Raw genomic sequence first — 26926 nt, 5'->3', positions numbered from 1 at the left:
AATTAGGACTTAAGAGGTTGATAGGTAGTTAAGTTAGCTAGTCGAATAGCTGAAGTTGATATGGATCACCGGAGCGGGGGGGAATCTGGATTTCATTGAAATTAGAAAGTGATATACCAAGTAATCTTACCTTTTTATCTACTAAATCAATATTTTCAAGAAGAAGCTTGGCTGTAGCTATTATGATTTGATAATCGGAAACAGGATTAGGAAAGGACTGATTCCTGGTGATCTGTTTAAAATCACTATATTTTAGTTTAAGTGTAATGGTTCTTCCCTTAAGCTGATTCTTGTTTAAACGAAATGCAAGTTTATCTGCTAGTTTACTTAATTCAGTGTACATTTCTTCAATCGTGATTAAATCGTGCTCAAAGGTATCTTCTACAGCCAGCGATTTTGTTTGCCTTTCTGGCTGAACGGCGCGGTGGTCAATACCCCTTACAATTGCATAATAGAATTTACCCACCTTACCAAAGTATTTAATCAGGTCCTGTTCAGTGAGTCGTTTAAGATCTGCCCCTGTATGCAACTGCATACTTTTCATTTTTTTTGCGGTGACTTTACCAACGCCAAAAAAACGCTCAACAGGAAGCCTTTCCATAAAGCTTTCGATTTTTGAAGGGCCAATGAACGTTAATCCATCTGGTTTATTCATATCAGACGCAATTTTTGCAACAAATTTACCAGATGATACTCCCGCAGAAGCAGTTAAGTTAAGCTCGTCTTTGATGGCCTGTTTAATTTGTTTAGCTATCTCTAATGCTGAACCTATATTTAACTTATCCTGGGTTACATCAAGATAGGCCTCGTCTAAAGATAATGGTTCGATAAGATCAGTATATCGACTAAAAATCTCTCGGATATGTGTAGATACAGCTTTATAAGCATCAAATCTTGGTCGTACAAATATGATCTCAGGACAAAGCTGAAGTGCTTGTCGTGAAGGCATCGCTGATTTAACGCCAAATTTGCGTGCCTCGTAACTTGCTGTAGCCACAACTCCGCGTCCATCAGGTGAGCCGCCAACAGCAATGGGTTTCCCTTTGAATTCGGGAAAATCGCGCTGTTCAACTGATGCATAAAATGCATCCATATCAATATGGATTATTTTTCTGATCACAGTTTAAATTTAGGCATTCCTTTACAAAAGTATTTTAATAAGGAAACAATAACGTTGTTTATATGTTTTTAAGCAAAACAAAGACATTAATTATGCAAAAAGACTTAAATCCATATGAATTTACTCTCGAAATTAAGGGCGATCCAAGTGCTATAAGAGTGGAAATACCAAAAGAAGGGGATTATATTGTATATGTTAATGGAGAAAGGACCGGGCACATCTATTGCATTAAGGGAAGTAATTCGGTACAGTGGAAAACAACAGATCACATTAGTCAGGAGCTTGTGGATGAAATAGGAAAGCACATTGAAATTTTGGAAAGCAAAATAGGATAATTCTTATATTGCCGCAGAAACCAACTGTTATACTGAGGCAAGTAAGCTATGAAAGAAATTAAATGGGGTATTATAGGTTGCGGAGACGTGACTGAAGTAAAAAGTGGTCCTGCTTTTAATAAAGTTCCTAATTCATCTCTTGTTGCAGTAATGCGAAGAGATGTAGCCAAAGCCCGGGATTATGCATCCAGGCACAATGTGCCTGCATGGTACGATAATGCAGAAAAATTAATTAATGACCCCGAGGTAAATGCTGTTTATATAGCAACCCCACCTTTACAGCATGAGGAGTACACGTTGCTCTCTTTGGCTGCAGGAAAGCCCGTTTATGTAGAAAAACCGATGACGTTAAATACAGAATCGGCTTTGAGAATGAAAAATGCTGCAATTAATTTTAATGTTAAATTATGTGTAGCACATTACCGTAGAGAACAACCTATATTTTTAAAAGTAAAGCAATTATTGTCGGATAAAGTGATTGGCGATATCAGGTTTGTTCAATTGCAAATGCTTCAATCTCCGGCACATAATTTAATTGCCAGTACTGATACTAACTGGCGGCTTGACCCATCTATTTCTGGAGGTGGTCTTTTCCATGATCTTGCACCTCATCAGTTAGATTTGATGATTTATTACTTTGGGAAAGTAAGTAGCTCATCGGGCATTTCAGTAAACCAATCAAAAGAATATTCCGCAGACGATCTTGTTACCGGACAAATTTTATTTGAAAATGGCGTGGTCTTTAATGGGACCTGGTGTTTTACAGTATCAGAAGCTGACAAGAAAGATATTTGCGAAATAACAGGCTCAACTGGGAAAATAAGTTTTCCCGTATTTGGAAATAAGATTACTCTTAAAAAGGATGGTTACGAAGAAGAATTTATTTTTGAAGCATTGCAGCATGTTCAACAACCAATGATTGAGCGTGTAACAGCCTATTTTTTGGGCAAAGGGGATAATCCATGTTCAGCAGAACAGGCAATATTGTCTATGGAGCTAATGGATAGCTTTACAAAAACGGGAAGACTAAAATAATTATCATTTAATTTTATTAAAACTAAAATTATTAGTATTATTGTGCATTAATAAAATATATTATGGTACTAATAAATGATATCTTTTTTGACAAGGTTGAGGTTCCAGGAATATTTGACGATTTAATTAATTCCTCCTGGGTTAAAAGACTTGGCCGGATTCATCAAAGCGGAGCAATCTTTTTGGTTAATCCAAATATTTGTCATACAAGGCTTGAACATTCTATAGGAGTAATGCTGTTGATAAGGCATCTGGGTGGTTCTGAGCTTGAACAAGTTGCCGGGTTGCTACATGATATTTCTCATACAGCATTTTCACATGTTGGCGATTACGTGTTTGATAACACTGAAGAAAACTATCATGAACAGGTTTTTGAAGAGGTGCTACATTCATCAGATATCCCTGAAATTTTATCATGGCATGGATACCATATAGACGATATTATTAAGGGTACTTTTAATATTCTGGAACAAGCAGCACCAAGACTTTGCGCAGATCGGTTGGATTATACTTTAAGAGATTCTTATCACGCCGGACTGGTATCACGAAAGGAAGTTAAAGATTTTATTAAACATCTTGGTGTTGAAGATGGAATAATTGTTATTGAGAATGCTGAAAAAGCGGAGTGGATTAATAATTTATACAAGAAGCTAATTGATGATGTATTTAATTTACCATTACATATTTACGCAAACAGGAAACTTACTGAGCTAATTAAAGTTGGATTACAACGCAACGAACTTGTGCGTAGTGATCTTTTAAAAGATGATACTTATCTGCTTAATAAGATCAGAAGTACTGCCTCAGGATATGAAGGAGTTAAAGCAATTAAACAACAAAGAGGCTTTGACGTGTTTGTTAAAAAGGGGATGGGTTTAAAGATGAAGAACCGTCAGCTAAATGCTTTAATTTAATTCCTTGCCAACCTTAATCCCCTATATGTTTTAATGAGCATTAGTGCCCTGAATGATGTGTGTCTTTCTTTTTGCGAAAAGTTAAATAGAATGCTGTAACCACAATAATTACTGCTAAAGTAACCAATACAATTGTTATTTGAAGACCCTCTGGTGACTGATGTTGTTCCATGATATTAAATTTTGGATGAAGTTAAAAATAAAATAATAGTTCAGCGAAAAAAATATAAAAACCCGGCCGCAAAATCTGCTAACCGGGTATAACTAACCATTAATTTATAATATGAATTATTCTTTCTTTTTTTCTTCGCCCTGAGTAGGAAGTTTAAATGTTTCGACCTTTTTATCTTTGTCATTCGGTTTTTGAACTTCAGCATCACTGGGTAACTTAGCAGAACCAGAAATTGATTTAGCTGTTTTAGCAGTTACATTAGTAGGGGTAGAGATAGATCGGCTACTCTGACTATAATTTTGGAATATCAACGACCTAAAATTCTCTTTTGTATACTGTTTCGGTTTATCGTCGTTCACCTTATTGTTTTGTGGATTTGCAGTCCCGTATTTGAGACCTGCAACATTACCTTTCTTTAGCTGCTCTTTTATACTTTCGCCCGATTTAAATTCCTGCGCGTTTACAGTTAAGTAACCAGACGCTACTAAGGCAATAACTGTTATGCAGCTTATTTTATATAATGTTTTCATGTTTTCGTCTTTAATATGATTATTTTATGCTTACCAGAACTTTGATTTTATTTATTCCTTGATTATCGTAACCTTCAAGTGCTTTTCCTAATACCTGGCCAATTTTAACTTTATCCGGATCAGCTTTCATTGCAACACCAGGGATAGAAGAGGTAACCAAAAGGTCACCTCTTGAAATCGCACCTCCCTCTAAACATACTTTTGTGGGTAATACACCTATTACACCCATTGGAATCTGACCTTTTAAATCGCTGTCTATATGTTCTTCTGTTAATAGTACTCCTGGCTTTGTGGCATACACACCTGCTACCAGACTTGAGTAAGGTGTAGCGGATTTTTCCACTGCCCTGTCTTTAGTGGTAGAAATGATCAGGATGTCGCCTGGTTCATAACTGGAGGTCAGACCTATAGTTTCAAATGATTCTGCAATATCAGCCCCGCCTGTTTGTGTACCACCATTAAAAAAACCTCTTCCTGCAGCATTAATACGTGCCACATTTACTGTTCCTGGATTACCACTTTTAAATACGGCTATATTTCCATTACTATGCTGTTCAACTGTTAGCACGGGATTAATATTTCCATCATTAAAATTAACAAGTCGTGCAGCTCTTCCGTTGCTGAAATTAGGAGTCCATGCAAACAGCGCATTTCCGCTACCATCGGCAGTGGTTTCAACTCCATCACCAGAATTGGATGCATTAGCTGTAACACCATTGCCATTTCCATCGGCAATAGCAATAAGTGCTGGTCCATTACCTGCAGGATTAGATGCGTGGAATAAACCTGCAAAACCTCCTGTGCCAGAAGAAAGTCCATATATCCCTGCGGTGCCAAAGTTAGAAAATATAGAATTTACTTCGCCCTTAACAGCAGGTGAGGTACCGGTTGTACGATCTACTTTAAAATTACCTGCAATACCGTTTCCGGCAGTAGTAACTGTAATAACATCACTTGTATTGTCTTCATTAAAGATGTTGAACCTGCCTGCTCTACCAGTTGCAAATGTAGGAACCCAGGCATAAAGTGCATTACCAGTACCGTTAACACTTGTTTCTACGCCGTTGCCTAGTTTTTCTGCATTGGCAGTTATAGCATTGCCATTTCCATCGGCTAATGAAACTAAAGCCGGACCATTTCCAGCTGGGTTTGAGGCATGAAATAAGCCTGCAAAGCCGCCTGTTCCCGAGGAAATTCCAAATAGCCCTGCAGCTCCGAAGTTTCCGAAAATTGTTTTCACTTCACCTCTTACAGCTGCCGATACACTATTTGTATTATTTACCAGAAAAGATGATGCATTACCTTGTGTATTGTCAGGGATATTTCCGTTACTGTTGGTTTCAACTTCTAGGGTATTCCCTGCAGTATTTGTTTGATTAACATTTTCAAATCTTCCACCCCGACCAGTACTGTTGTTTAGTCCAACTTGTCCAAAAACACCAATGCCATTACCTGATGTATTTGTTGCTATGAAACCTCTAACACCATAGCCACCTCCATCATTCCGCCCTACCACTGCGCCAGCTATATCGCTGGTTGTGCGGCCTACCACAGCTTCGCCAGCACCGTTATTATCCCCAAATATACCTGCGGATATTTGTTCCGATGTAACGCCGTGTACAGCAAAGCCTGATCCTGTGCTACTAAAAACGCCTTTTCCAGATCCTGAACTGGATACATTAATTGCAGTTCCATTACCTAATGTTGAGACATTTAATGCGTTGTTAATATTTGCGTTGTTAAATATTGCAATATTTGCGGGAATACCATTATTACTGGTGGCAGTGAGGCCTGTTCCTGTATTGCTATTAGCATATACACCTGTTCCATTACCGGATGCATTCCCATATACACCAAGGCCGCTAGGTGTTACCCCGTATACACCCCAACCGCTACCAGCTTGCGATCCCCATACGCCGATACCCAAACCGCCAGTGCCATTATTAATACCCCGTATAGCACTTGAAAAACCTCCGGGAGAAGTATTGGAGACAATGCCTCTTATTGAGGCTATACTAGAAGTTGTAGTAGCATTTGAACCTTCTATTGAAGTTCCATCTCCGTTATTATTAATAGAAAATAGGGTGCCCGGATTATTTTCATTTGCATTAAATGGCAATACAAAGCCTCCGCCACCTATAGCACTTGGAGCCCAAGATACACCGTTGAATCTTAATACATCATTTAACACCGGTGCAATCGGATCAATAGGTTTGGTTTGCAATTTTGCTACAACCGGACCTGGATAGGTTCCCGATAAATCGCCACTAGCAGCTACACCATTTATGTCGCCTGCCACTCCCTGAGGACCTTGTGGCCCAACAGGGCCAATTGGGCCTACTGCACCGGGATTACCCATAGCGCCTGCCGGTCCTGGATCCCCTTGATCTCCCTTGTCGCCTTTTAGGCCTTGGGCCCCAGCTGGGCCTACTGCACCGGCGTCTCCTTTGTCTCCCTTCATGCCTTGAGGTCCAATTGGCCCAGCAGGGCCAACAGCACCTGCTGGTCCGGGATCTCCCTGATCTCCTTTAATGCCCTGTGGGCCCGCAATACCTGCAGCTCCTGCTGGCCCAATTGGACCTGCGGGGCCCGTATCTCCTTTGTCACCTTTTGAACCGGCTATGCCCTGAACACCCTGAGTGCCCTGAGGACCGGCCGGCCCGGCGGGGCCAGGGTTCCCTGAAGCTGCGTATAGAGCATAGGGAACACTCATTAACTGAGTACTGCCTAATGCATTGTATGAGCCACCACCAATGGCGAGTTCAACCTTAGCGAACTGGTTGGCATTTTGCCATGGTATAGCAGTAAAGGCACCTGTACCAGGTGTTCCTTTACCTATTTGTAAAGTAAATAACCCTAATTGATTCGTATTTGCAGAATGTTCTTCCATATACTGAACCGGGCCATTCGCAGAACCTCCAAGGATGGAAATTTTGACCTTTACTGCCTGATTTGACAGGACGGTACCATTGGTATTCCTGGCAACTGCCTGGTAGTTTATCCCTTTAAAACCATCCTGAGCGCTGGCCCATTGTAGTCCTGCAAAAAGAATAAATACTAGAGTGAAAAATGTACTTCTCATAGTTTATGATTTTAAATGCGTTCTATTTTATTTGTTTGTTGATCACTTTTTAAGGTTTCAAGACATTGATTAATTTGCTGATAGTTTGGAGGCCCCGGGGGTAAAGCATAATGTAAATCGCATAGAATTTCTCAGCACATAGCGATCCTCGGTAGGGAATATATAGCTGATATCTATTCTTAAGGGATTGACATTAAGACCTATTCCGGCTGCCAGATGCTGTCTGTTGCCCTTTTCAGGATCTTCATAGAAATAGCCCGTTCTTATAAAAAAACGATTGTAGTAAGAAAACTCTAATCCACCTGCAATGGTGAACTCTGATAGTTCTTCTTTAAATCCTCCGGGTGCATCAAATAATGAAGTAAACAAAGCACTTGTGACACTTCTGTTGGGGTCTTTACCTTTTTCTATTTCAGTAGTAAAATTACCATCATTATCTTTTTTGTATCTTGGTGGGGTAGGCACCATTAATTTATTTATATCAAGCAAAATGGTAAGTCTACTTTCGGGAGCTGCATAAAAATTATAACCAGCGCCCACCCTTAGGTTCATAGGTAAAAAGCTGGTCTGGCTATCAGAATATTTAAGCTTAGTACCAATATTACTTAAATTTACACCCCAGCTAAAACTTCTTGAATAACGGCCATTTTGTAGTTCCCGATTCGAGTAAATAGATACATCGGCAGCAAAAGCATCTGTTGGAGTGAGCTCTAAATTATTGTACGTTCCTTTACCAATATCACTTCTAAAATATCGGGCGGTTAACGCCATCCCAAAGGTCTCACCGAATTTGCGTGCATAGCTGGCATCTATACTAAATTCGCTAGCCTTATATTGTTCTATGAGGCCTCCTGTTTCGTCTCTAAAAGCAATTGAGCCTAAATCCAGATATTTAACAGATAACCCCAACGCTTCTCTATCGTTTAATTGCCTGAATGCGGTAAAGTATCCCAGATGAGAATCTTTGCTGAGCTGTTTCATCCATGGGGTATACGATGCGCTAAAGCTCATTTTTTCGCCGAAGGTGATCTTTGCCGGATTAATGTATAAAGAATTGGCATCCACATCTAGTCCGGTGCCTGCCTCAGCTACTCCTGAGTTTCTGGCATCTGCACTTAGTAATAAGAAAGCAGCTCCGCTTTGGACTACTCTGTTGTCTTGCTGCGCAAAACTGTTCTGGCACCAACATACCAGACAAGCCAAAAGGCCTGTAGCAAGGTAAATGTTTGTTTTCATAAGTTTATTGTATAACCAGTTTCTCGGAATAGGTTCTTCTGCTAGCTTTGAGAACTACATAATATAAGCCCGAAGGATAACCACCTAAGGGTAAAATATAGTTTGCTTTGCCCGCCAGCATTTTTAATGAGATGTTTCTTACGGTTTGGCCTGCATTATTTACCAGTTGTATGTTCACCATATCGTCCATTACCAAATCAAATTCAAGTTTGGTTTGGCTGTTTGCCGGGTTCGGGTAAACAATAAAACCTGTTATAAGAGGAGCTTGTGGTTCGGGTGTGCTGCCATTAACTTCTGGTTGCTGGAAACCTTGTGTTACTAATAGGGGAGAGTTTTCTATGGCTGTTACCAGAACCTCACCTATGGTGTATTGGAAAATGGTATTGTTGATCTCTGCCGAGCCTCCTGCGCTGGCTATAACGGATCGTTGGAGTTCTGCTTGTTGCGCATTTGCGACAGCAGTAAAACTGAATATGCCAAATATTGGCAAATATCTTTTTTTCATCGAGAGAGGGATTAATTATAGATATAGCCAAAATTACAGATAAGTAATATTGGGTGATGATAGGAGTATGCAGGGTGTAAAAACTGTTATGTGAAATGCAGTTTTTAATTAGTAAACTGCGCGCTTTAGAATAAGAATATGTGTCGAATGTGCATCCTTCTGATGCAATACAAGAAGGGGTTATTAATCGTATTTTAACGCATCAACAGGATTTGCTCTGGCAACCTTAAAAGTTTGAAGGCTCACAGTTAATACAGCAATAAATATGGATAAAACAAAAGCAGTTATAAATGGCCACATATTCAGACCGATTTTATAATCATATTTTTGAAGCCAGCTTGTTGTTATAATATATGCAGCAGGAATTGCTATCATGTTTGATAGAATAACGAGTTTGATAAAATCCTTGTTTAGTAAAATAAGTATATCCTTTAGGTTGGCCCCAATTACTTTCCGGATACTGATTTCTTTGCTCCTCTGCTCGGCAATATACAGTGCCAGACCTAACAGGCCGAGACAAGATATAAATATCGCAAAGCCACCAAATACATTTGAAAATATACTCAGTAATTTTTCACTTTTTAATTTATCAGCAATCCTTTCACTCACAAAGTCTATTTGAAATGGATAATCTGGGTTTAGTTTTAGGCTTAGTTCTTTAATTTTTTGTGTAGATGTGGTTATGCTTTGTGATGGATTTAAACGCATAATGATAGTGCCTGGACTGGTCTCGCTATAAAAGAAAAGCAACGGACTTACTTTGGTTCCAAGCGATGAATAGTTGTAATCTTTCATTACGCCAATAACTGTGAATGTTTCGTTCCAATCGTCATTTTTTATTTTTGCACCAATCGGATCTTTAAGATTCATTGTTTTTACAGCAGTTTCATTTAAAATTACTTTGGTCGTATCATTGCCAAATTCTCTGCTGAAGTCTCTTCCCTGTAATATCTTTGCGTCAATTGTTTTGGTGAAATCGTAACCTGAAAATCTAAGTTGCATGGCTACTTGTTCGTTTTTTAGCTGGCCGGGCCATTTTATCTTTTCTGTGCTTACATAGTTGTTGGTGAGCCCGTTTGTAGTCTCTGTTGCAGAAACTATAGCTCCCGATTTAATTAATTCTGATTTGAAAAGCTGAAGTTTCCCAGAGTCTCTCAAAACACCCAGACGTCCAATCTGAACCAGGTTGTCCTTGTTGAAACCAAGAGGTCGGTTGTTCATATAGCTGATTTGATTTCGTACCACTATAGCACAAATGATCATGCATATTGAAAAACCGAATTGGATTACTACCAGTATTTTACGAATAGGCAACGAAGTTTTGCCTGCTCCTTTTATGCCTTTTAATATCTTAAGGGGTATAAGCGACGATAAATATAGAGCGGGGTAGCTGCCTGCGAGCAGCCCTGTAATTAATGTTAAGCCAATAAGTATAGCCCATACTTCATATGAACCATAATCTATTGTCAAATCAATTGCTAATAGATTGTTAAAGTAGGGAAGCACAGTTTCTAATAAAATAAAAGCGATAAGCAGCGCCATGAAAGACAAGAGGAGCGACTCTAATATGAACTGCCATGCAATAGATTGCCTGCTGGATCCAAGGGTTTTTCTGATCCCGATTTCCTTTGCACGTTTTTCTGATCGTGCGGTAGACAGATTCATGTAGTTAATGCAGGCAATAAATAGCACACAAACTGCAAGCAAAAGAAATAATTTTATTTGATCTATGCGGCCGCCTGAAAGTTCACCATTTTCAAACTGATCGTATAGATGGTTTTTTTTTAATGGAAAAAGAAAGAATTCTATATAGCTGTCATTTGTGTTTTGCTTAAAGATTTTTCTAACCTGTTGGTCTGCCGAGGCAAATTGTTGTGCATCTTTAAGCATTACTATAGTGTTCAAAGCGCCATCAGTCCAGCCCATTTTTTTATACCACGGGCTTTCATTTTCTAAAAATGCCCAGGGTATTAATACATCAAAGCGATAGGTTTGGTTTTGAGCATGATTGGCAATTACGGCCGTAACCATTAAGTCACTTCGGTTATCGTATCTTATCACTTTGCCAATAGGATCTTCCTCTCCAAATAAGATTTTAGCAGTTTGTTCAGTTATAATAGCTGAATTAGGAGTTGATAAGGCGCTTGAAGAGTCTCCCTTAATAAAATTGTAGTCAAATATTTTTAAGAAGGATGGATCTGCGAAAATCAGGTTTTTGTTGAATGCGTTGTGTTTATATCTAAATGGGCTTTCATCTCTTTCGGCCATTCTGCTTACCTGTTCTACACCAGGGACGGTTTGCATAATGGTTGCAGCAAGCTGATTTGGGGTACAATAAGCACGATTAGTGATAATGCGGTCGCTCATGATATCATTATCATAAACAGAGTAGATACGACCGATATTTTTGAATTGCTTATCGTAACTCCATTCGTAATTTACGTAGAGCAGTAATACTAAGCAACAGGTTAGGCCAATAGCTAATCCTCCGATATTAATCAGAGAAAACCCCTTGTTTTTCCAAAGGTTTCGAAGCGCGATTTTTAATGCTAAAAGGTACATGCCATTAATATTATTCAGCTTTAATTGCCTCAATAGGGCTCATCTTAGCAGCTCTAAATGCCTGAAAAAAGACAGTTGCAAGAGAGATGAGAAAGGCTAAAAAACCGGAGACTATAAAAAACCAAAGTTTTAAATCAATTCGATATGCAAATGAGTCTAACCAATTTTTGCCTAGAAAATATCCGATAGGCAAGGCAATTAGAATAGAAATGAGTACAGGTTTAGTGAAATCTTTAGACAGAATATAGACTACATTGAATTCTGAAGCCCCTAAAATTTTTCTGATGCCAATTTCTTTAAATCGTTTTTCGGCAGTGAAGGTGGCTAGTCCAAACAGGCCTAAGCAGGAAATTACTATTGCCAACATTGCAAAGTATCTTGATAATACTGCTACCCGGGTTTCTGCTACATACTGAGCTTGAAAATCCTGATCCAGAAATTTATAATCAAATGTATATTCAGGGTTGTATTGGGTATTGAATTTTTGAAGTTCTTCTATTACCGGCTTTATACTTCCTGCTTTTATCTTTACCATTACCCTGTTGGTGTGTGTAGGTTTATATCTGATAAACATGGGGCCAACTTTTCGATGCAGAGATTCAAAATGGAAATCCTTTGCAACACCAATGATCTGCATATCGTTACCCCACAGCTTAAAAATTTTACCCACAGGATCTTTTAAGCGCATTACCTTAATACCAGCTTCATTAATGATGACTTTAGAAGTATCAGAACCAAATCGTTCAGAAAAACTTCTCCCTGCGGCCATTTTTATTCCAAGGGTTTCTATCAAGCCTGCGTTGACATCTGCACGTTGAAATTTAACGACTTCTTTAGGATCTCTTCCTTCCCATCCAAAGTCGCCAAGGGTATAGCTTAAATCACCAAGTAGTTCCCGATCTATACTTGATGCATTTACAACACCATCTATTTTCTTTACTTCATTTATCACAAAATTTATATTGTTTTTAAGCTTGCCGTTTGTTTCAAAATACAATACGTTATCTTTTTTAAAGCCAGGATTAGATTTCTGTACATATTCAATTTGTTTATAGATGATAAGAACGGCTACAATCAGGATCACTGAAAAAGCAAATTGAAAAACTACAAGTCCTTGCCTTGTTAGCAATGCTGCTGCTGAAAGCTGAAGCTTTCCTTTTAGAGCTGCAGAAGGCTTAAGGCCTGAAAGATACAAAGCAGGATAACTACCGGAAAGTAAACCTGTAAAGATGGTTACACCAAGTATGGATAATATGAGTGTGGTGTTGAATTGTAAAGTTAAGTGTTTGCCAGTGATCTGGTTAAACTGCGGCAACATAAGCTCTACTGCCAATAGCGAAACAAATACGGCCATAATGGTTAGCAGTATCGATTCTGAAAGGTATTGCACGATTAATGATCCTCTTGGTGCCCCCATTACCTTTTTAACCCCAACTTCTTTTGATCTTCTGGATGCTTTTGCAGTAGAAAGGTTCATGAAATTGATACAGGCAATGATTAGAATAAAGACCGCAATAAGCGAAAATAGCCTTACATAGGCTATTCTTCCGCCGGCAACTTTGCCATTTTCAAATTGATTATGCAAATAGCTTTGGGCAAATGGCCTGATGAATAGGGTATAGTTTTTTACACCTTTTGTTTTTAAATAATTCTTGATTTTGGTATTGAATAGCTTGGGATCTGCATCTTTTTTAAGAACTACAAATGTGCTTGGGCCATAGTTTGTCCACTTGCGGTAACCGGAATTTCCTTCAGGGCCTAACAACACATCGTAAGAGACTAAAAAATCAAATTGCTCTGAGGAATTTGTGCCGATATCCTTAAAGACCCCTGAGATCAATGCATGGTTTTCGGCTTGCATTTCAGTATTGCTCCAAACCATTTCTTTACCAACTACATCTGTGCTATTAAACAGTTTCATAGCCATGCTTTCTGAAATAGCAACAGTTTTTTTACCAGAGAGTATTTCGTTTTTGTTGCCAGTAATCAGTGGGTAAGAAAATACTTTAAAGAAATCCGGTCCTGCAAATTTGCCTGCTGCTTTTATAGCAGGTTGATGATTTGCCGATACTTTACTCTGACCTAGCCAAAAACCCGGCGAGGTCGCAACTGCAGTTTCAACTTCGGGTATTTCTTTTGCCATTGTTTCGGCCAGAATTCCAGGTGTGCCCTCTACCGTTTGGACTCCATCTGTGAGGTGCTCATTCTGGATCACCTGATAGAGTCTTTCATTATGAAAGCGATCGATCTGTATTTCGTCGTTTACCCATAGGTAAATTAGTAAAGTACAGGAAAGCCCTGCACTCAGACCAATCAGATTGATGAAGAAAGAGCTTTTGTATCTCTTAAAGTTTCTGTAGATCAGCAGCAGGTGGTGTTTAAACATGGCCTTGTTATTTCGTGGGTTAATTCAATTGATATGCCAATACGAGGAAACCGATTTTAAGTGGGCCAGGACTGCTTAATTACCTTTTACTGTTCGGTTATGAACAGTTTATGTTCATATTTGAACAAAATAATTTGCGTAGTAAAATACACCTGAGTTACCACCACTTAAGAGGGAAAACAATTTTATCAACCGAGCCAACAATCATATCTGGTTTAAAAGCATAACGGCCAAGCTGGTTCTGATCAGAAATTCCTGATAAAACCAGGATGGTTTTATAACCCATTTGTATACCTCCCTGTATATCAGTTTCCATAGTATCTCCTATAACCGTTGTTTCTGCAGTTTCCAGGCCAAGGAATTTTCGCGCCGAACGCATCATAACCGGACTAGGTTTGCCTATTACAAATGCCTTTATTCCGGTTGCTTCTTCAATCATGGCTGTTGTGGCTGCAATGCCCAAATTGTTCCAACCTGGTTTTTTAGGGGAAGGATCTCTGTTTGTAGTAATAAATTTTGCTCCGGCCAGAATCATGTCAACTGCCTTCTGAACCATTTCCAGGGTAAAGTTTCTTCCTTCACCTAATACAACAAATTCCGGATCTGTATCAACCAGGGTAATTCCATTTTCATGTAAACTGGTTAATAAGCCACCTTCTCCCAGAACGTAAGCAGTCCCATTAGGACTTTGATCGCCAAGGAATTTACCTGTGGCCATGGCACTGGTGTATACGTGTTTCGCATCTACAGTGATCCCTAGCCGCTTTAGCTTTCTCACAGCATCAAGGCTTGTTCGCTGGCTGTTGTTGGTCATAAAAGCAAAGGGTATATCATTGTCAAGAAGATGCTTTATGAATTTATCGGCTCCAAAAATCATTTCTTCTCCACTGTAGATGACGCCATCCATGTCAATTAAAAGTCCTTGTTTCATAGGTGTTTTTTATTTATAAGAAAAATTGAAATCGTTACTGCTTCAATTCTCTTACTCAAAATTAATAATAATTATCAGTCATAATGCTGTTCAATATTAATTTTTAGGAACTAAAAAGAACAATATATAGGTTGTCGTGTTGTTATAATATACACCAATTGAATAATAGATGACAGAAAGACACACATATCAAACGGGAATTATTGGCAATTGCGCTTACCTGGCGCATATAAATAAAAACACTAATGTTGATTGGCTTTGCTGGCCAAGATTTGACAGCTCTTTCGTTTTTGGCGGATTATTGGATGAAAATAAAGGAGGAGAGTTCTCCATTCGGCCAAATGGCGAATTTACTTCGAGTCAGTTTTATCTGGAAAACACAAATGTACTTTGTACAGAAATAACCAATGCCGAAGGCAGGTATAGAATAACTGATTTTGCACCCAGATTTTATCAGCATGAGCGTTACTACAAGCCTTTAATGCTGATTAGGAAGATAGAACCTATTGAAGGAAACCCCAGGGTTAGGGTAAAATGCAAACCGGTTTATAATTATGGTTCGATAAAACAAAAAGGGCATCGTGGAAGTAATCATATAGAGTTTAACGGAGCTGACGAAGATATGCAGCTAAGTACCAATATCTCTTTGAGTTACATTGAAGACGAGAAATTTTTTGCATTAAATGAACCTAAATACTTAATCTTAACCTATGGACACGAACTGGATGCCCCTATAGTAAGCACCGCAGAACGATTTTTAAGAGAAACCATTAAATACTGGAGAACATGGATTAAGCACTCAACAATTGCAGGATTTTATCAGCACATGGTAATCCGCTCTGCACTTGTTTTGAAGATTCACCAGTATGAGGATACTGGGGCAATAATTGCAGCCAGTACAACAAGTTTACCGGAATCGCCTGGTAGCAAAAGGAACTGGGATTATCGATATTGCTGGATGAGGGATACTTATTACGTAATTACCTCATTAAACCATATTGGCCATTTCGAGGAAATGGAGAAGTACTTTAATTATATAACAGATATATCTTTTAGAGATGATGTGAGGTATCAGCCATTGTTTGGTATCGCCGGCGAAAGGATACTTACTGAGCGGATTTTGAGAAACATTAAGGGATACAAAGGCAATAAGCCGGTAAGAGTAGGTAATCAGGCTTATGAGCACATACAGAATGATATTTACGGGCAGGTATTGGTCTCTATGCTTCCGCTGTATACAGATCATAGGTTTATTTTTAGAGAACGACAGGATTCTACCCAATGGCTGGATTATCTGTTAGCTAAAATCGAACGCACTATTGATGAAAAGGATGCGGGTTTATGGGAGTTCAGGAATATAGCGAATATGCATTGTTACACCAATCTTTTTCAATGGGCGGGCGCTAATGCGGCTTTAAAAATGGCCAAAACCATAGGCAATAAGGAATATGAAGATAGAGCAACAGTACTGATCGAGAAAGCAGCACAGCATATAGAGGATTGTTATGATCCTGTTCGTAAGGTATATACGCATGCGGTTAATAGCCCGCATTTAGACGCAAGTACGCTGCAGCTTATTTTGATGAACTACCTTGATCCTCAATCTGAAAGAGCTAAAGATCACCTGATCGCATTAGAAAAGGAACTGAAAGCCGAGCGCGGTTTGTTCTACAGATACTTGCATACCGACGATTTTGGGAAACCCAAAAGTACTTTTCTGATTTGTGCCTTTTGGTACATAGAGGCACTGGCGTGTGTGGGCAGGGTAGATGATGCAATAAAAGAATTTGAATCAATTATCAATTATGCCAACCATTTACTGCTTTTTAGTGAAGATGTTGATGAAAATGATGGAAGTCAGTGGGGTAATTTTCCCCAGGCTTACAGTCATGTTGGGTTGATGAATGCGGCCCATCGTATTGCAATAAAGCTAGACAGGCCGATATTCTTATAATGTTTTATTTAGTAAGAGAACGAAGCATTTCTCTTACTTCTTTATAATCTCTAAGATAATAGCGGGCAGCAGATATATTGCTGCCCACTTTTATAGTATAGGCTTCTGGCGGTAATGCCTTAAATATATCTTCATCTGTATGATCATCGCCCAGGGCAATTATAAAATCGGGATTTTGATTGTATAACCAGTTTTGCGCAGCTTTACCTTTGTTTACTTCTATGTTTTTGAACTCTATAACCTTATTGCCCGGCATCATTTGCAAGCCTTTATCGGCAATGAACAGACGTAAATGATTTATGATCTCGTTGGCACGCAGTTCGCCCAATCCTTTTTCTACTTTTCTGTAATGCCATACTAAAGAATAACTCTTCTCTTCTATAAATGAACCCGGAGTTCTGTCTGTGTAGGTATCTAAAACTGCCTTAACCTCTTGTTTCCACTTATCTGTTAATAATGGAAGTGCTTTCCACTCTTCGTTAAGCTGCTTTTGCCAGGCACCATGTTCCGCAATCATATCCAGATTTAAATGTCCGAACCATTGTTGTAGGGTTTGATACCTGCGACCACTGATGAGTACTACCCGATTTGCCGGATCAGAACTCAGTTTATTTAATATATCATATAGTTCCTGATCTGGGGAAGCTTTGTCTATATCGCCATGAAAACCAACCAGAGTGCCATCGTAATCTAAAAATATGTATCGATCTTTTGATTTTTTATAATCTAATGCTATTTGATCTTTTACTGATTGTACTGCGTGTTTTGTTAATAGAGATTCTTGCAATTGTTTTACTTCTTTTAGTTTATCCATAAAATTTTTAACCCACAGGTGGATGTTGAATTTTTTAACGATATGTCTCATACTAGACATACGCGCATTTTGTTCTTCAATAGGCATATCTATTGCCCGTACAATTGCCCGCATAATGTCGCCAATGTTATTAGGGTTAACTATTAAAGCATCATTTAATTCTTTAGATGCTCCAGCCATTTCGCTTAAAACTAAAACACCATCGTTATTTGTACGGGAGGCCACATATTCTTTACTCACCAGATTCATTCCATCGCGCATGGGCGTTACCAGGCAGATGTCGGCCGTGCTATATAGAGCTGAAAGAAATTCAACAGAAAATGATCTGTAGAAATAATGAATGGGTACCCAGTCTATTGTCCTGAACCTTGCATTAATGTTACCGACCAGTTGATCAATATGATCCCTAAGCTCTTTATATTTAGGAACGGTATCTCTTGATGGCACTACAATCATATACAGTGCTATCTTTTCTTTGTATTCCGGATGGAGCTGAAGTAATAGTTCTAAAGCTTGTAAACGTTGAATGATACCTTTGCTGTAATCTAACCTGTCGATAGTTAGAATTATTTTAAGACCCTCCTGACTTGCTTTAAATGAAGCTGAGTGCTTAGCTACTTTTGCATGCATAGTTAGTTCTTCAAATTTATCAGCGTCAATTCCCATTGGAAAGGCTTCTACCACAACTTGCCGGTCTTTGTGAATGATCACATTATCTGATAACTTGCTAGTTGATAGCCTTGATGCAGCACTTAGAAAATGCCTTACATCGTCAAAGGTATGGAAGCCCAGAAGATCCGCTCCAAGCATACCTGAAATAAGTTCTTCTCTCCACGGGATCAATCTGAAAATTTCGTAAGATGGAAAAGGTATGTGCTGAAAGAAACCGATGGTAACCAAAGGTTTTTCTCTTCTGATTAGGCAAGGTAAAAGAAGTAGCTGATAATCGTGTATCCAAATGGTATCGCCATCATTAACTGCTTCTATTGCTGCATCTTTAAACTTTTCATTTACAGATTTGTATGAATCCCAATAGTCTTGCTCAAAGTTTGCATATGTGGTAAGGTAGTGAAAAACAGGCCAGAGTATCTCGTTCGAAAACCCTTCATAGTATAAATTAATCTCGTCTGTGGTTAAAAAGACAGGAATAAGATTAAGCGTGGCAAGTAGTTTTTTAACCTCTCCTTGCCGCTCTTTTGGAACATCTATGCCGGGCCAGCCGATCCAGACATTATTTCCTTGTTTATAAACGGAACCCAGGCCTGTTGCCAGTCCGCCTTCACTAGATCGAAGTATGTATTCACCGTTTTGTTCTGTAATCTTAACTGGTAAACGGTTTGATAGGATGATTGTTTTGTTATTAGTTAGCATATTATACTAAAACAACCAAGATAAAGCCTGTTTGTTTTAATAAATTAACTAAAGATCCTTAAGAAATGGTTTTCAAGGTGATTTCTCATCCCGTTTCTAAATAGTTCAGGTGAGCCATTTTCGAGGATGTCGATCAGTCCTTTATGAGATACGAATTTTTGAATTTGAGCAGGTTTTTTCAATAAACCACTATTGTGTACATAATCAAAAATTGGCAGCAGCATTTTTTGAAACCGTTTTAGTGTTTCATTACCTGCTATTTCATAGAGCTTTCCATGAAATATAATCTCATGATCAATATGGAATATGTGGTCTTTTGCGGTATCAGGCTCAGTTTTTACAATCTCTTTTAACTCTTCTATATCTTTTGGGGTAATGCGTTGAAAAAGCAGATCTGCCATTCCTATTTCCAGCACAAGTCTTAATTCAAATATCTCTCTAAGGGTATCCTGATCAAGGATATGAGGATTCATGCTCTTGCTCATGATACCGAAAATGTCGGGACTGGTAATCACAGAGCCCTTTTTTTTCTTCGTATCTATAAGTCCCATCATCCGTAATCTTAAAAGCGCTTCGCGGACAACGGTACGACTTACTCCCAGACTTCTGGATAGGTCTAATTCTGTAGGTATAATATCACCAACTCTTAATTTCCTTTCTACAAGGAGCTTAACAAGATTGGCTTCAACTTTATCAACCAGCGAACTGGTATCTAATTGAATGAGGGATTCAGTAGGGTTAGGCGTCATATTATGTTATACATATGTTTTTGTTGGTAGAAAGGGCTTAAAATAATGATTTAGCTCCTATTCCTATACAATGTTAATAAAAATAATATTAATATTTCTTGCAATATAGAAATATAAGTCACACCTTAGTCTTATTATGTTATACATAATGCTAAAACCTAACCAAAAGAACAATGAAAAGACTTTACCAAAAGTACGTTAGTCAAGTCCTGCTAACGTTAATTTTAAGCATAGCCATGCTTACTGTATCAGGCCAAAACTCTAAAATATCTGGACGGGTAGTAGATGCCAAAGGGCAGGGCATACCTATGGCTAGTGTTTTGATTAAAGGAACCAAAATTGGAACCGCCACAAATGAAACTGGTAATTATGCCATTGCTGCAAAAAGCGGAGATGTGCTGGTAATTAGCTATACCGGATTCATTACCCAACAAATTACCGTTGGAAATCAAAGTACAATAAACATTACGCTTGCAGAAGATACACAGGGACTGGATGAAGTAGTGGTTGTTGGATATGGTACCCAGAACCGAAGGAATGTAACTAATTCTATAGCGAAGCTTGATAAAGAAGTACTTGCAAGTACCCCACGTTCTAATATTGGTAGTGCACTGCAAGGTACTGTTTCTGGTTTGCAGGTAGTTAATAGTACAGGTCAGCCAGGTGCGTCTCCTTTAATTCTTCTCCGTGGCGGTGCTTCAATTAATAGTCCGGGCGCGCCATTGGTTATTGTTGATGGAGTTATAAGAGCATATAATGATATTGCATCAGAAAATATTGAATCTGTTGAATTACTTAAGGATGCATCTGCCACTGCAATTTATGGTGCGCGTGCTAACAATGGGGTGATTCTAATTACCACTAAAACTGGAAAAACAGGATCTGCTCGGATCTCTTATAAATTTACTGGTGGGTATAACCAAAACAGAGAGGGTTATAAATATATGGATGCTAAGGATTACATCTATTATACCCGCTTAGGTTATTTAAATGCGGGAAGAAGTCTCGACCAGGTAAATGCCTCCAGAGGTCTGGGACTCTCTACAAATCCTGCAGATCTTGCAACGTTTGATATTAAGAAATATGTAGCAGGCACAACAACTTTACCTGCTGGATGGGGTGTTCTCGACGACCCTTATGGAGGTCAGATTATGTATAAAGATCATGCTGGCGAGGTTGAGGACGTGTTATTTAGAAATACTTATACTAAAGATCACTACCTAAATGTTACAGGTGGAAATGATAAAGGGAAATACTTTGCTGCTTTTGATGCTTACAATGAAAATGGAGTAATTGTTGGTTCAAATTATAAGAGATACACCGGTGATGTGAACGGTTCTTATAAAGTTAAACCTAATATCGAGGTAAGTAGTGGTGTAAGTTTGTCTACTTCTTCTCAAATTGGTGCTATTGGAGGTGATGTTAATACACTATATCGTAATATGGCAATTTGGCCTACATTTAATCCATGGCTGGATGAAGCTAAAACCAATCCAAATCCAGGAAATGGAGTTACGGATGGTAACCCACTATATTGGTTAAATCGTCTAGATCGCTCAAATGAGGTAAACAGGGTAGTGGTTAATGGAGCTGTTAAATGGGATATTATTCCTGGCTTATACTTTAAGGCTACCGGAAATGCTTACCTATATGAAAAACTAGACCAATCTTTTCAAAAATCTACACAAACCTATGCCAATGTTTTTTCAGGAACTATAGGGAATAGTACAAGAAACTCTATATATACTTTTGCCAGAGATTTTCAGACTCAATACAATGGTATTTTGAATTACACCAAAACCTTAGGAGGCAAGCATAATTTTAATGTAATGGCAGGTGGTGAGTATTATAATGTGAATTCATATGCAATGCAGGTTTTCGGACAGAATGCACCTACAGATGATATTCCTACTGCTAATGCTTCTACAACCTTTGCTGCTGGAAGTGCAAACAACTATTCTACTAAATCTCAATATAAAATACTTTCAGCTTTAGGAAGATTTGCTTATGATTTTGATAATAAATATTTGTTTACAGCTGTATTCAGATTGGATGGTGTTTCTAGTTTAGCTGAAGATAACAGAAATGGTTTTTTTCCTGGTATGTCTGCTGGATGGAATGTGCATAAAGAGGATTTTTTTATTAATTCAGGGATAAGCAATTATATTTCTTCTTTAAAACCACGCATCAGTTATGGAGAAAATGGTAACGTTGCCGGATTGGGACGTTATGAGGTTCAGGGTGTTTATGCATTGCAAACTAATTATAATGGGTCTGCAGGTTTCTTAAATACAGGTGTAATTAATGGCAACTTGCGATGGGAAAAAAGTAAAACAACAGATGTCGGTTTAGATTTAGGTTTATTTAAGGACAGAGTTAGTTTAACTTTTGATTACTACGATAGAAGAACAAGTGATTTATTAACAAATCTTGATTTACCAAGCTATGTCGGTTTTGGTTCGTTAAGAACAAATCTTGGTACCTATCAGAATAAAGGATATGAATTTGCTATCAATGCAAACATCTTTGATAAAGGCGATTGGAAAATTAATGCCGGTGTAAATGCTTCATTTGTTAAGAATAAGATTTTACAATTACCATTTAACGGTAATGACAAAAATAGACAGGGTGGACTACAGATTTTTGATCCAAAATCCGGACAGGTTGTTTGGGTAGGTGGGTTACAGGAAGGACAGGCATTGGGAGATATTTATGGCTATAAACAGGTATCTGTTTTTAAGGATGATGCTGAAGTTGCTGCAATTGCCGGTAATCGTACTGATGCAATTGCGGGTATTACAGGGCCAAATCTTGCCGCAGGTAAAAACGGACGCATTACTGCAGGTGATGTTAATTGGCAAGATGTAAATGGAGATAACATTATAGATTCCAGAGATCAGGTTTATTTAGGTAATATTTTCCCTATATGGACTGGCGGTTTTAATACAAGCATTTCTTATAAAGGCTTATCCATGTATAACAGATGGGATTTTGCAGTTGGTCATACCATTTACAATGATTTGGTCGCCAGAACATTGGGTAACTACCAAGGAACCTTTAACTACATTGAATTGCAAAAACAAGCATGGTCGCCAACAAATACAGTTACAGATGTGCCAAAAGTTTATTATGCTGACCAGGTTGGAGGATCAAAACAGAATTATACAAGAGCAAATAATGGCAATGGAGTATTGAATAGTAACAACTCACGATTTTATGAGAAGGGTGATTATCTGGCTTTAAGAGAGGTGACACTTGCTTATACACTACCTAATAATTTGGTAAAGAAATCTAAGGTTCTTTCAAATATGAAAGTTTATATAACCGGTAGTAACTTGTTTTATATTACCAAGTTTTCTGGTCCCTCTCCCGAACCTCCGGTTAATACTGATGGTGTGGTTACTGGTATTTACACAGGTACTTATCCAACGGCAAGGTCATTCATTATGGGTGTACAAGTTGGTTTCTAATATTTAAGAATTAGCGATATGAAAAAGAACATAAAAAATATTCTAATCTGTTTAGGGATTAGTGCAATAGCCCTTAGCTCTTGTAAAAAAGATTTAAATTTAAGTCCGGTGAGCAACTTAAGTGATGCGAGCTATTGGAAAACTCCGGATCAGGTGGATGCTTTTGTGAGTGGAATTCACACCCGTTTTCGCGATCATAATACCAGTTTTGAATTTCTGGGAGAGGTACGTGCGGACATATATGGAACAGATCCAGGTACTACTGCCACATTTACGGGTGAAGCAACTCAAGGCATGGAGCGCATGTGGCTGCATACTTTAGATGCCGATAATTCAGGAGTTAGTAATTTCGGAGGATTTTACAATAACATTAATCAGATTAATCTTTTGATTAATAAATTGAATACTACCAATATAGTGTCAGAAACATCAAAAAAGAATTATTTAGGTATTGCCTATGGTATGCGCGCATTTTACTATTTTCAGCTATACAGGAGTTGGGGTAAAGCTGTAATTGCAACAGATCCTACCGTTGATATTGATATTTCAAATTTAGCGAAACCTGCGTCGACTGAAGCAGAGGTAATGAGCTTAATTAAATCGGACATTGATCTTTCCAATGAAAATTTTGGTACCGATTATTCTTTCTCTGCTAAGAATAAAAAAGGATTCTGGTCAAAATCTGCCACTCAAATGTTAAATGCAGAAGTGCATTTGTGGACAAGTTACAGAGGGGGAGGCACTGCTGATGCTACAATAGCAAAAACTGCGTTGACCAGTATTCAGTCTGGCGCTCCTGCATTATCATTATTAAATAATTTTGCAGATGTGTTTTCATCAACCGGGAAAGACAATAACGAGGTGATTTTTGTTTCAAGAAATAAACTGAATGAAGCTACCCTACCTTTTATTGGAAACTTTGTTCCGCAAACTAGCTTAATCATTAATTTCTATGATTCTTTAGCTGTAAGAAAATTTGATGTGGTTACAGATAACTATGGTGGGTTATTAAGAATCCCTACTAAAATAGCTACCTACAGAAAATTTAATGAGAATGACTTACGCAAAAACTTAACAATACAGGCAGCTTATTCTCAACCAGCAGCGGGTACATTTAAAATAGCCGGAGCATTCCTGAAAAAGTACCAAGGAGAACAAAATGCGGGAAGCAGGGCTTTTACCAATGACTTCCCAATTTATCGTTATGCAGATCTGTTATTACTTTTAGCGGAGGCTAAGGTTGCATTAGGTGAAAGCCCTGCTACAGAGATAAATCTTGTTAGAGCAAGAGCCTTTGGCAGCAACTACAATGAGGCTACTCTGGGTTATCCTCATCAAGCTATAGATGCTGACCCTAAGGAAGCGATACTTCAGGAACGTTTGTTAGAGTTTATTGGAGAAGGAAAAAGATGGTATGATCTCAGACGTATGGGCAATAACTATGTATTTGCTAAAACTGGTTTGGCCTCTTCAGAAACCTACAAGTTGTTGTGGCCAATAGACAGAACCTCTTTGACAAACAATAGGGCGTTAACACAAACAGACGGATATCCTTTATTTTAATTCACAACATTCGCGGGTAGAGTAAATTACTGCTGCCCGCGAATGATTTAAAAACACACTCAACACTTATATGATTTTCGAGAAATTACAAGGCTTAATTGCCGCTCCTTTTACTCCAATGGACAATAACGGAGCCATCAACTTAACTATTATTCCTGATTACTATAGATTTTTAAAACACAATAAAATTACAGGCGCTTTCATCTGTGGATCAACCGGAGAGGGTGTTTCTATGTCTACGGACGAGAAAAAACAAATAGCAAAAGTCTGGGCCGATTGCACCAATGACGATCCTGACTTTAAAGTGATGTTATTTTTAGGTGGTACAAGCATTACAGATTGTAAAGAACTTGCTTTGTATGCTAAACAGATTGGGCTTTACGCTATTTCATTTACTGCTCCTTTCTATTTTAAACCTGCTAATGTTGATATGCTGGCTAAAGCTTGTGCAGAAATTGCTGCTGTAGTACCAGATATGCCTTTCTATTACTACCACATACCCGTGCTAACAGGAGTAGGCCTTGCCATGTATGATTTATTGCAGGCCGTTGATGGTAAAATTGAAAACTTTGCCGGAGTAAAATATACACACGAAGACTTTATGGATTTCTTATCTTGTATGAACTTTAAAGATGGAAAGTACGACATGCTCTGGGGTCGCGATGAGAATATGCTTTCGGCATTAGTGCTGGGCACAAAAGGTGCAGTAGGCAGTACATTTAACTATGCAGCTCCTTTATACTATGATATGATCGATGCTTTTGAGAACAACAACTTGAAAAAAGCTAATTCACTGCAGCAGCAATCCATAGATATGATCAGATTGTTAGGCAAATACGGTGGTATAGCTACAGGAAAAGCTTATATGAAAGTGGTTGGAATAGATTGTGGTGAGTTTAGGTTGCCCGTTAAAAACATGGATAGCAATCAGTTTGAACATTTTAAATCTGATGTAGCAGCACTTGATTTTAATACTTTTAAATCAAACGCGCCTCATTAGTTTTTATTAATAGGCTTATGAACAAATATTTATTTTCTTTATCAATCCCTTTTATGCTAATGATTACTGATGTTTCTGCCCAGGAAACTGTAATAGAGCGAGTACAATGGTATACAGCTGCAAAACTGCAAAATGCAGATGGCAGTACTTCATTGGGCTTTGCGGGTGCTGTGAATGCTGTTTTTAATGATGTCCTTCTGATTGCTGGAGGCGCTAATTTTCCCGATAAAATGCCTTGGGAAGGAGGGAAAAAATATTATTCAGATAAGATTCAGATGCTGCTTAAGCAAAACGGACACTTTGTATGGAGTACAAAAACATCAAAGCTACCGGAACCTGTAGCTTATTGCGGGAATACTTCAACTGATTTGGGAGTGGTTTACGCCGGGGGCGAAGGTCAAAACGGTTTATCTGACAAAGCATTTATCATTACCTGGGACACTCCGGAATTAAATATCATTGTAAAAAAATTACCCGATTTGCCAATTGCAGTTACTAATACCGGGCTTACCCATATTGGTAATGTGGTTTATCTGGTGGGCGGTGATAAAGAAAAAAGTTCATCTGATGCCTTTTATAAGCTTGATCTAAATGTTAAAGATCCAATATGGCAAAAATTACTAAGCCTACCGGTGCCACTGGCAAACGCCTTGATTGTAGCGCAGGCAGACAAGATCTTTGTAATAGGCGGCCGTACTAAAACACCTTCAGGAATTAGTGATTTACATCATACAACTTACGCTTATGATTCTGCTGTGGGTATATGGCAAAAGTTGGCTGATATTTCTGATGGCAAACAAACAATTAATTTTTCTGCCGGAGCAGGGATTGCCGTAGCGAATGATCTCATTTTAGTTACATGCGGAGATAATGGAGAGGTTTTTCATAAAATAGAAAACTACATATCTCAAATTGCTACATCCCAGTCCCAGAAAGAGAAAGATAAACTCACTTTAGAAAAGAATAAGTTAAGCATTCATCATAAGGGTTTTTATAAAACACAGCTGGTATATAATACCACTAAAAATACCTGGGTTAAGTTGGGTCAGCTGCCTTTTCCGGCACATGTTACCACAACTGCCACCAAATGGGGCGATGATATTGTTTTATCTAACGGAGAAATAAAACCCGGTGTCAGAACACCATCAGTAATGATAGGTAAAATAGAAACAGATCAGGGTTCAAAAAAACAATAAT

At 38.3% G+C, this 26926-nt stretch carries 19 protein-coding genes; 8 read left to right on the top strand and 11 right to left on the bottom strand.

The window, feature by feature from the left end; genetic code table 11:
- Positions 1 to 37 precede the first annotated feature (37 nt).
- Complete coding sequence (dinB, locus tag AC1DDK_RS16535) at positions 38 to 1093, bottom strand: DNA polymerase IV (protein ID WP_477612262.1); 1056 nt, start codon at positions 1091 to 1093, stop codon at positions 38 to 40.
- Between the two features lie 119 nt (positions 1094 to 1212).
- Here dinB and AC1DDK_RS16530 point away from each other — a divergent pair, with 119 nt between their 5' ends.
- The 3 genes from AC1DDK_RS16530 (at position 1213) to AC1DDK_RS16520 (ending at position 3404) form a co-directional block, all read left to right on the top strand.
- Complete coding sequence (locus AC1DDK_RS16530) at positions 1213 to 1455, top strand: hypothetical protein (protein ID WP_172663029.1); 243 nt, start codon at positions 1213 to 1215, stop codon at positions 1453 to 1455.
- A gap of 48 nt (positions 1456 to 1503) precedes the next feature.
- A complete protein-coding gene (locus AC1DDK_RS16525) occupies positions 1504 to 2490 on the top strand; it encodes a Gfo/Idh/MocA family protein (protein ID WP_172663028.1) in 987 nt (328 codons plus the stop codon).
- Positions 2491 to 2552: 62 nt separating this feature from the next.
- A complete protein-coding gene (locus AC1DDK_RS16520) occupies positions 2553 to 3404 on the top strand; it encodes an HD domain-containing protein (RefSeq protein WP_172663027.1) in 852 nt (283 codons plus the stop codon).
- Positions 3405 to 3444: 40 nt separating this feature from the next.
- On the opposite strand, the gene AC1DDK_RS16515 is transcribed toward AC1DDK_RS16520, so the two are convergent.
- From AC1DDK_RS16515 to AC1DDK_RS16480, 8 genes are all read right to left on the bottom strand, one after another.
- A complete protein-coding gene (locus AC1DDK_RS16515) occupies positions 3445 to 3576 on the bottom strand; it encodes a hypothetical protein (protein ID WP_262889309.1) in 132 nt (43 codons plus the stop codon).
- A gap of 116 nt (positions 3577 to 3692) precedes the next feature.
- Complete coding sequence (locus tag AC1DDK_RS16510) at positions 3693 to 4106, bottom strand: hypothetical protein (protein WP_172663026.1); 414 nt, start codon at positions 4104 to 4106, stop codon at positions 3693 to 3695.
- A gap of 19 nt (positions 4107 to 4125) precedes the next feature.
- Positions 4126 to 7188 carry a collagen-like protein gene (locus tag AC1DDK_RS16505; protein WP_337716284.1) on the bottom strand — a complete coding sequence of 1021 codons (3063 nt, stop codon included), beginning with the start codon at positions 7186 to 7188 and terminating at the stop codon, positions 4126 to 4128.
- A 69-nt stretch (positions 7189 to 7257) separates the two neighbouring features.
- Positions 7258 to 8424, bottom strand: a complete 1167-nt coding sequence (porV, locus tag AC1DDK_RS16500) for a type IX secretion system outer membrane channel protein PorV (protein ID WP_172663025.1) — start codon at positions 8422 to 8424, stop codon at positions 7258 to 7260.
- Between the two features lie 4 nt (positions 8425 to 8428).
- Positions 8429 to 8929, bottom strand: coding sequence for a T9SS type A sorting domain-containing protein (locus AC1DDK_RS16495; RefSeq protein ID WP_172663024.1), 501 nt, complete (start codon positions 8927 to 8929; stop codon positions 8429 to 8431).
- Between the two features lie 183 nt (positions 8930 to 9112).
- Complete coding sequence (locus tag AC1DDK_RS16490) at positions 9113 to 11491, bottom strand: ABC transporter permease (RefSeq protein ID WP_337716281.1); 2379 nt, start codon at positions 11489 to 11491, stop codon at positions 9113 to 9115.
- 10 nt (positions 11492 to 11501) lie between these two features.
- Entirely contained in the window at positions 11502 to 13877 is a 2376-nt protein-coding gene (locus tag AC1DDK_RS16485) for an ABC transporter permease (RefSeq protein ID WP_288879382.1), read from the bottom strand.
- Positions 13878 to 14034: 157 nt separating this feature from the next.
- Positions 14035 to 14808, bottom strand: coding sequence for an HAD-IIA family hydrolase (locus AC1DDK_RS16480; RefSeq protein WP_172663021.1), 774 nt, complete (start codon positions 14806 to 14808; stop codon positions 14035 to 14037).
- A gap of 169 nt (positions 14809 to 14977) precedes the next feature.
- Here AC1DDK_RS16480 and AC1DDK_RS16475 point away from each other — a divergent pair, with 169 nt between their 5' ends.
- Positions 14978 to 16762 carry a glycoside hydrolase family 15 protein gene (locus AC1DDK_RS16475; RefSeq protein ID WP_172663020.1) on the top strand — a complete coding sequence of 595 codons (1785 nt, stop codon included), beginning with the start codon at positions 14978 to 14980 and terminating at the stop codon, positions 16760 to 16762.
- Between the two features lie 4 nt (positions 16763 to 16766).
- On the opposite strand, the gene AC1DDK_RS16470 is transcribed toward AC1DDK_RS16475, so the two are convergent.
- Positions 16767 to 18947, bottom strand: a complete 2181-nt coding sequence (locus AC1DDK_RS16470) for a bifunctional alpha,alpha-trehalose-phosphate synthase (UDP-forming)/trehalose-phosphatase (protein ID WP_172663019.1) — start codon at positions 18945 to 18947, stop codon at positions 16767 to 16769.
- A gap of 44 nt (positions 18948 to 18991) precedes the next feature.
- Entirely contained in the window at positions 18992 to 19696 is a 705-nt protein-coding gene (locus tag AC1DDK_RS16465; protein ID WP_172663018.1) for a FadR/GntR family transcriptional regulator, read from the bottom strand.
- Between the two features lie 173 nt (positions 19697 to 19869).
- Here AC1DDK_RS16465 and AC1DDK_RS16460 point away from each other — a divergent pair, with 173 nt between their 5' ends.
- The 4 genes from AC1DDK_RS16460 (at position 19870) to AC1DDK_RS16445 (ending at position 26925) form a co-directional block, all read left to right on the top strand.
- Entirely contained in the window at positions 19870 to 23166 is a 3297-nt protein-coding gene (locus tag AC1DDK_RS16460) for a SusC/RagA family TonB-linked outer membrane protein (protein ID WP_337716279.1), read from the top strand.
- Between the two features lie 18 nt (positions 23167 to 23184).
- Complete coding sequence (gene nanU / locus AC1DDK_RS16455; protein WP_337716278.1) at positions 23185 to 24729, top strand: SusD family outer membrane lipoprotein NanU; 1545 nt, start codon at positions 23185 to 23187, stop codon at positions 24727 to 24729.
- Positions 24730 to 24799: 70 nt separating this feature from the next.
- Entirely contained in the window at positions 24800 to 25729 is a 930-nt protein-coding gene (locus AC1DDK_RS16450) for a dihydrodipicolinate synthase family protein (RefSeq protein WP_172663015.1), read from the top strand.
- A 17-nt stretch (positions 25730 to 25746) separates the two neighbouring features.
- Positions 25747 to 26925, top strand: coding sequence for a galactose oxidase (locus tag AC1DDK_RS16445; RefSeq protein WP_288879379.1), 1179 nt, complete (start codon positions 25747 to 25749; stop codon positions 26923 to 26925).
- Position 26926: the final 1 nt, after the last annotated feature.

This window comes from Pedobacter sp. 05T44 (assembly GCF_056395985.1).
Note: the sequence above shows the minus strand (reverse complement) of the source record. Positions and strands in the feature narration are given on the sequence as shown.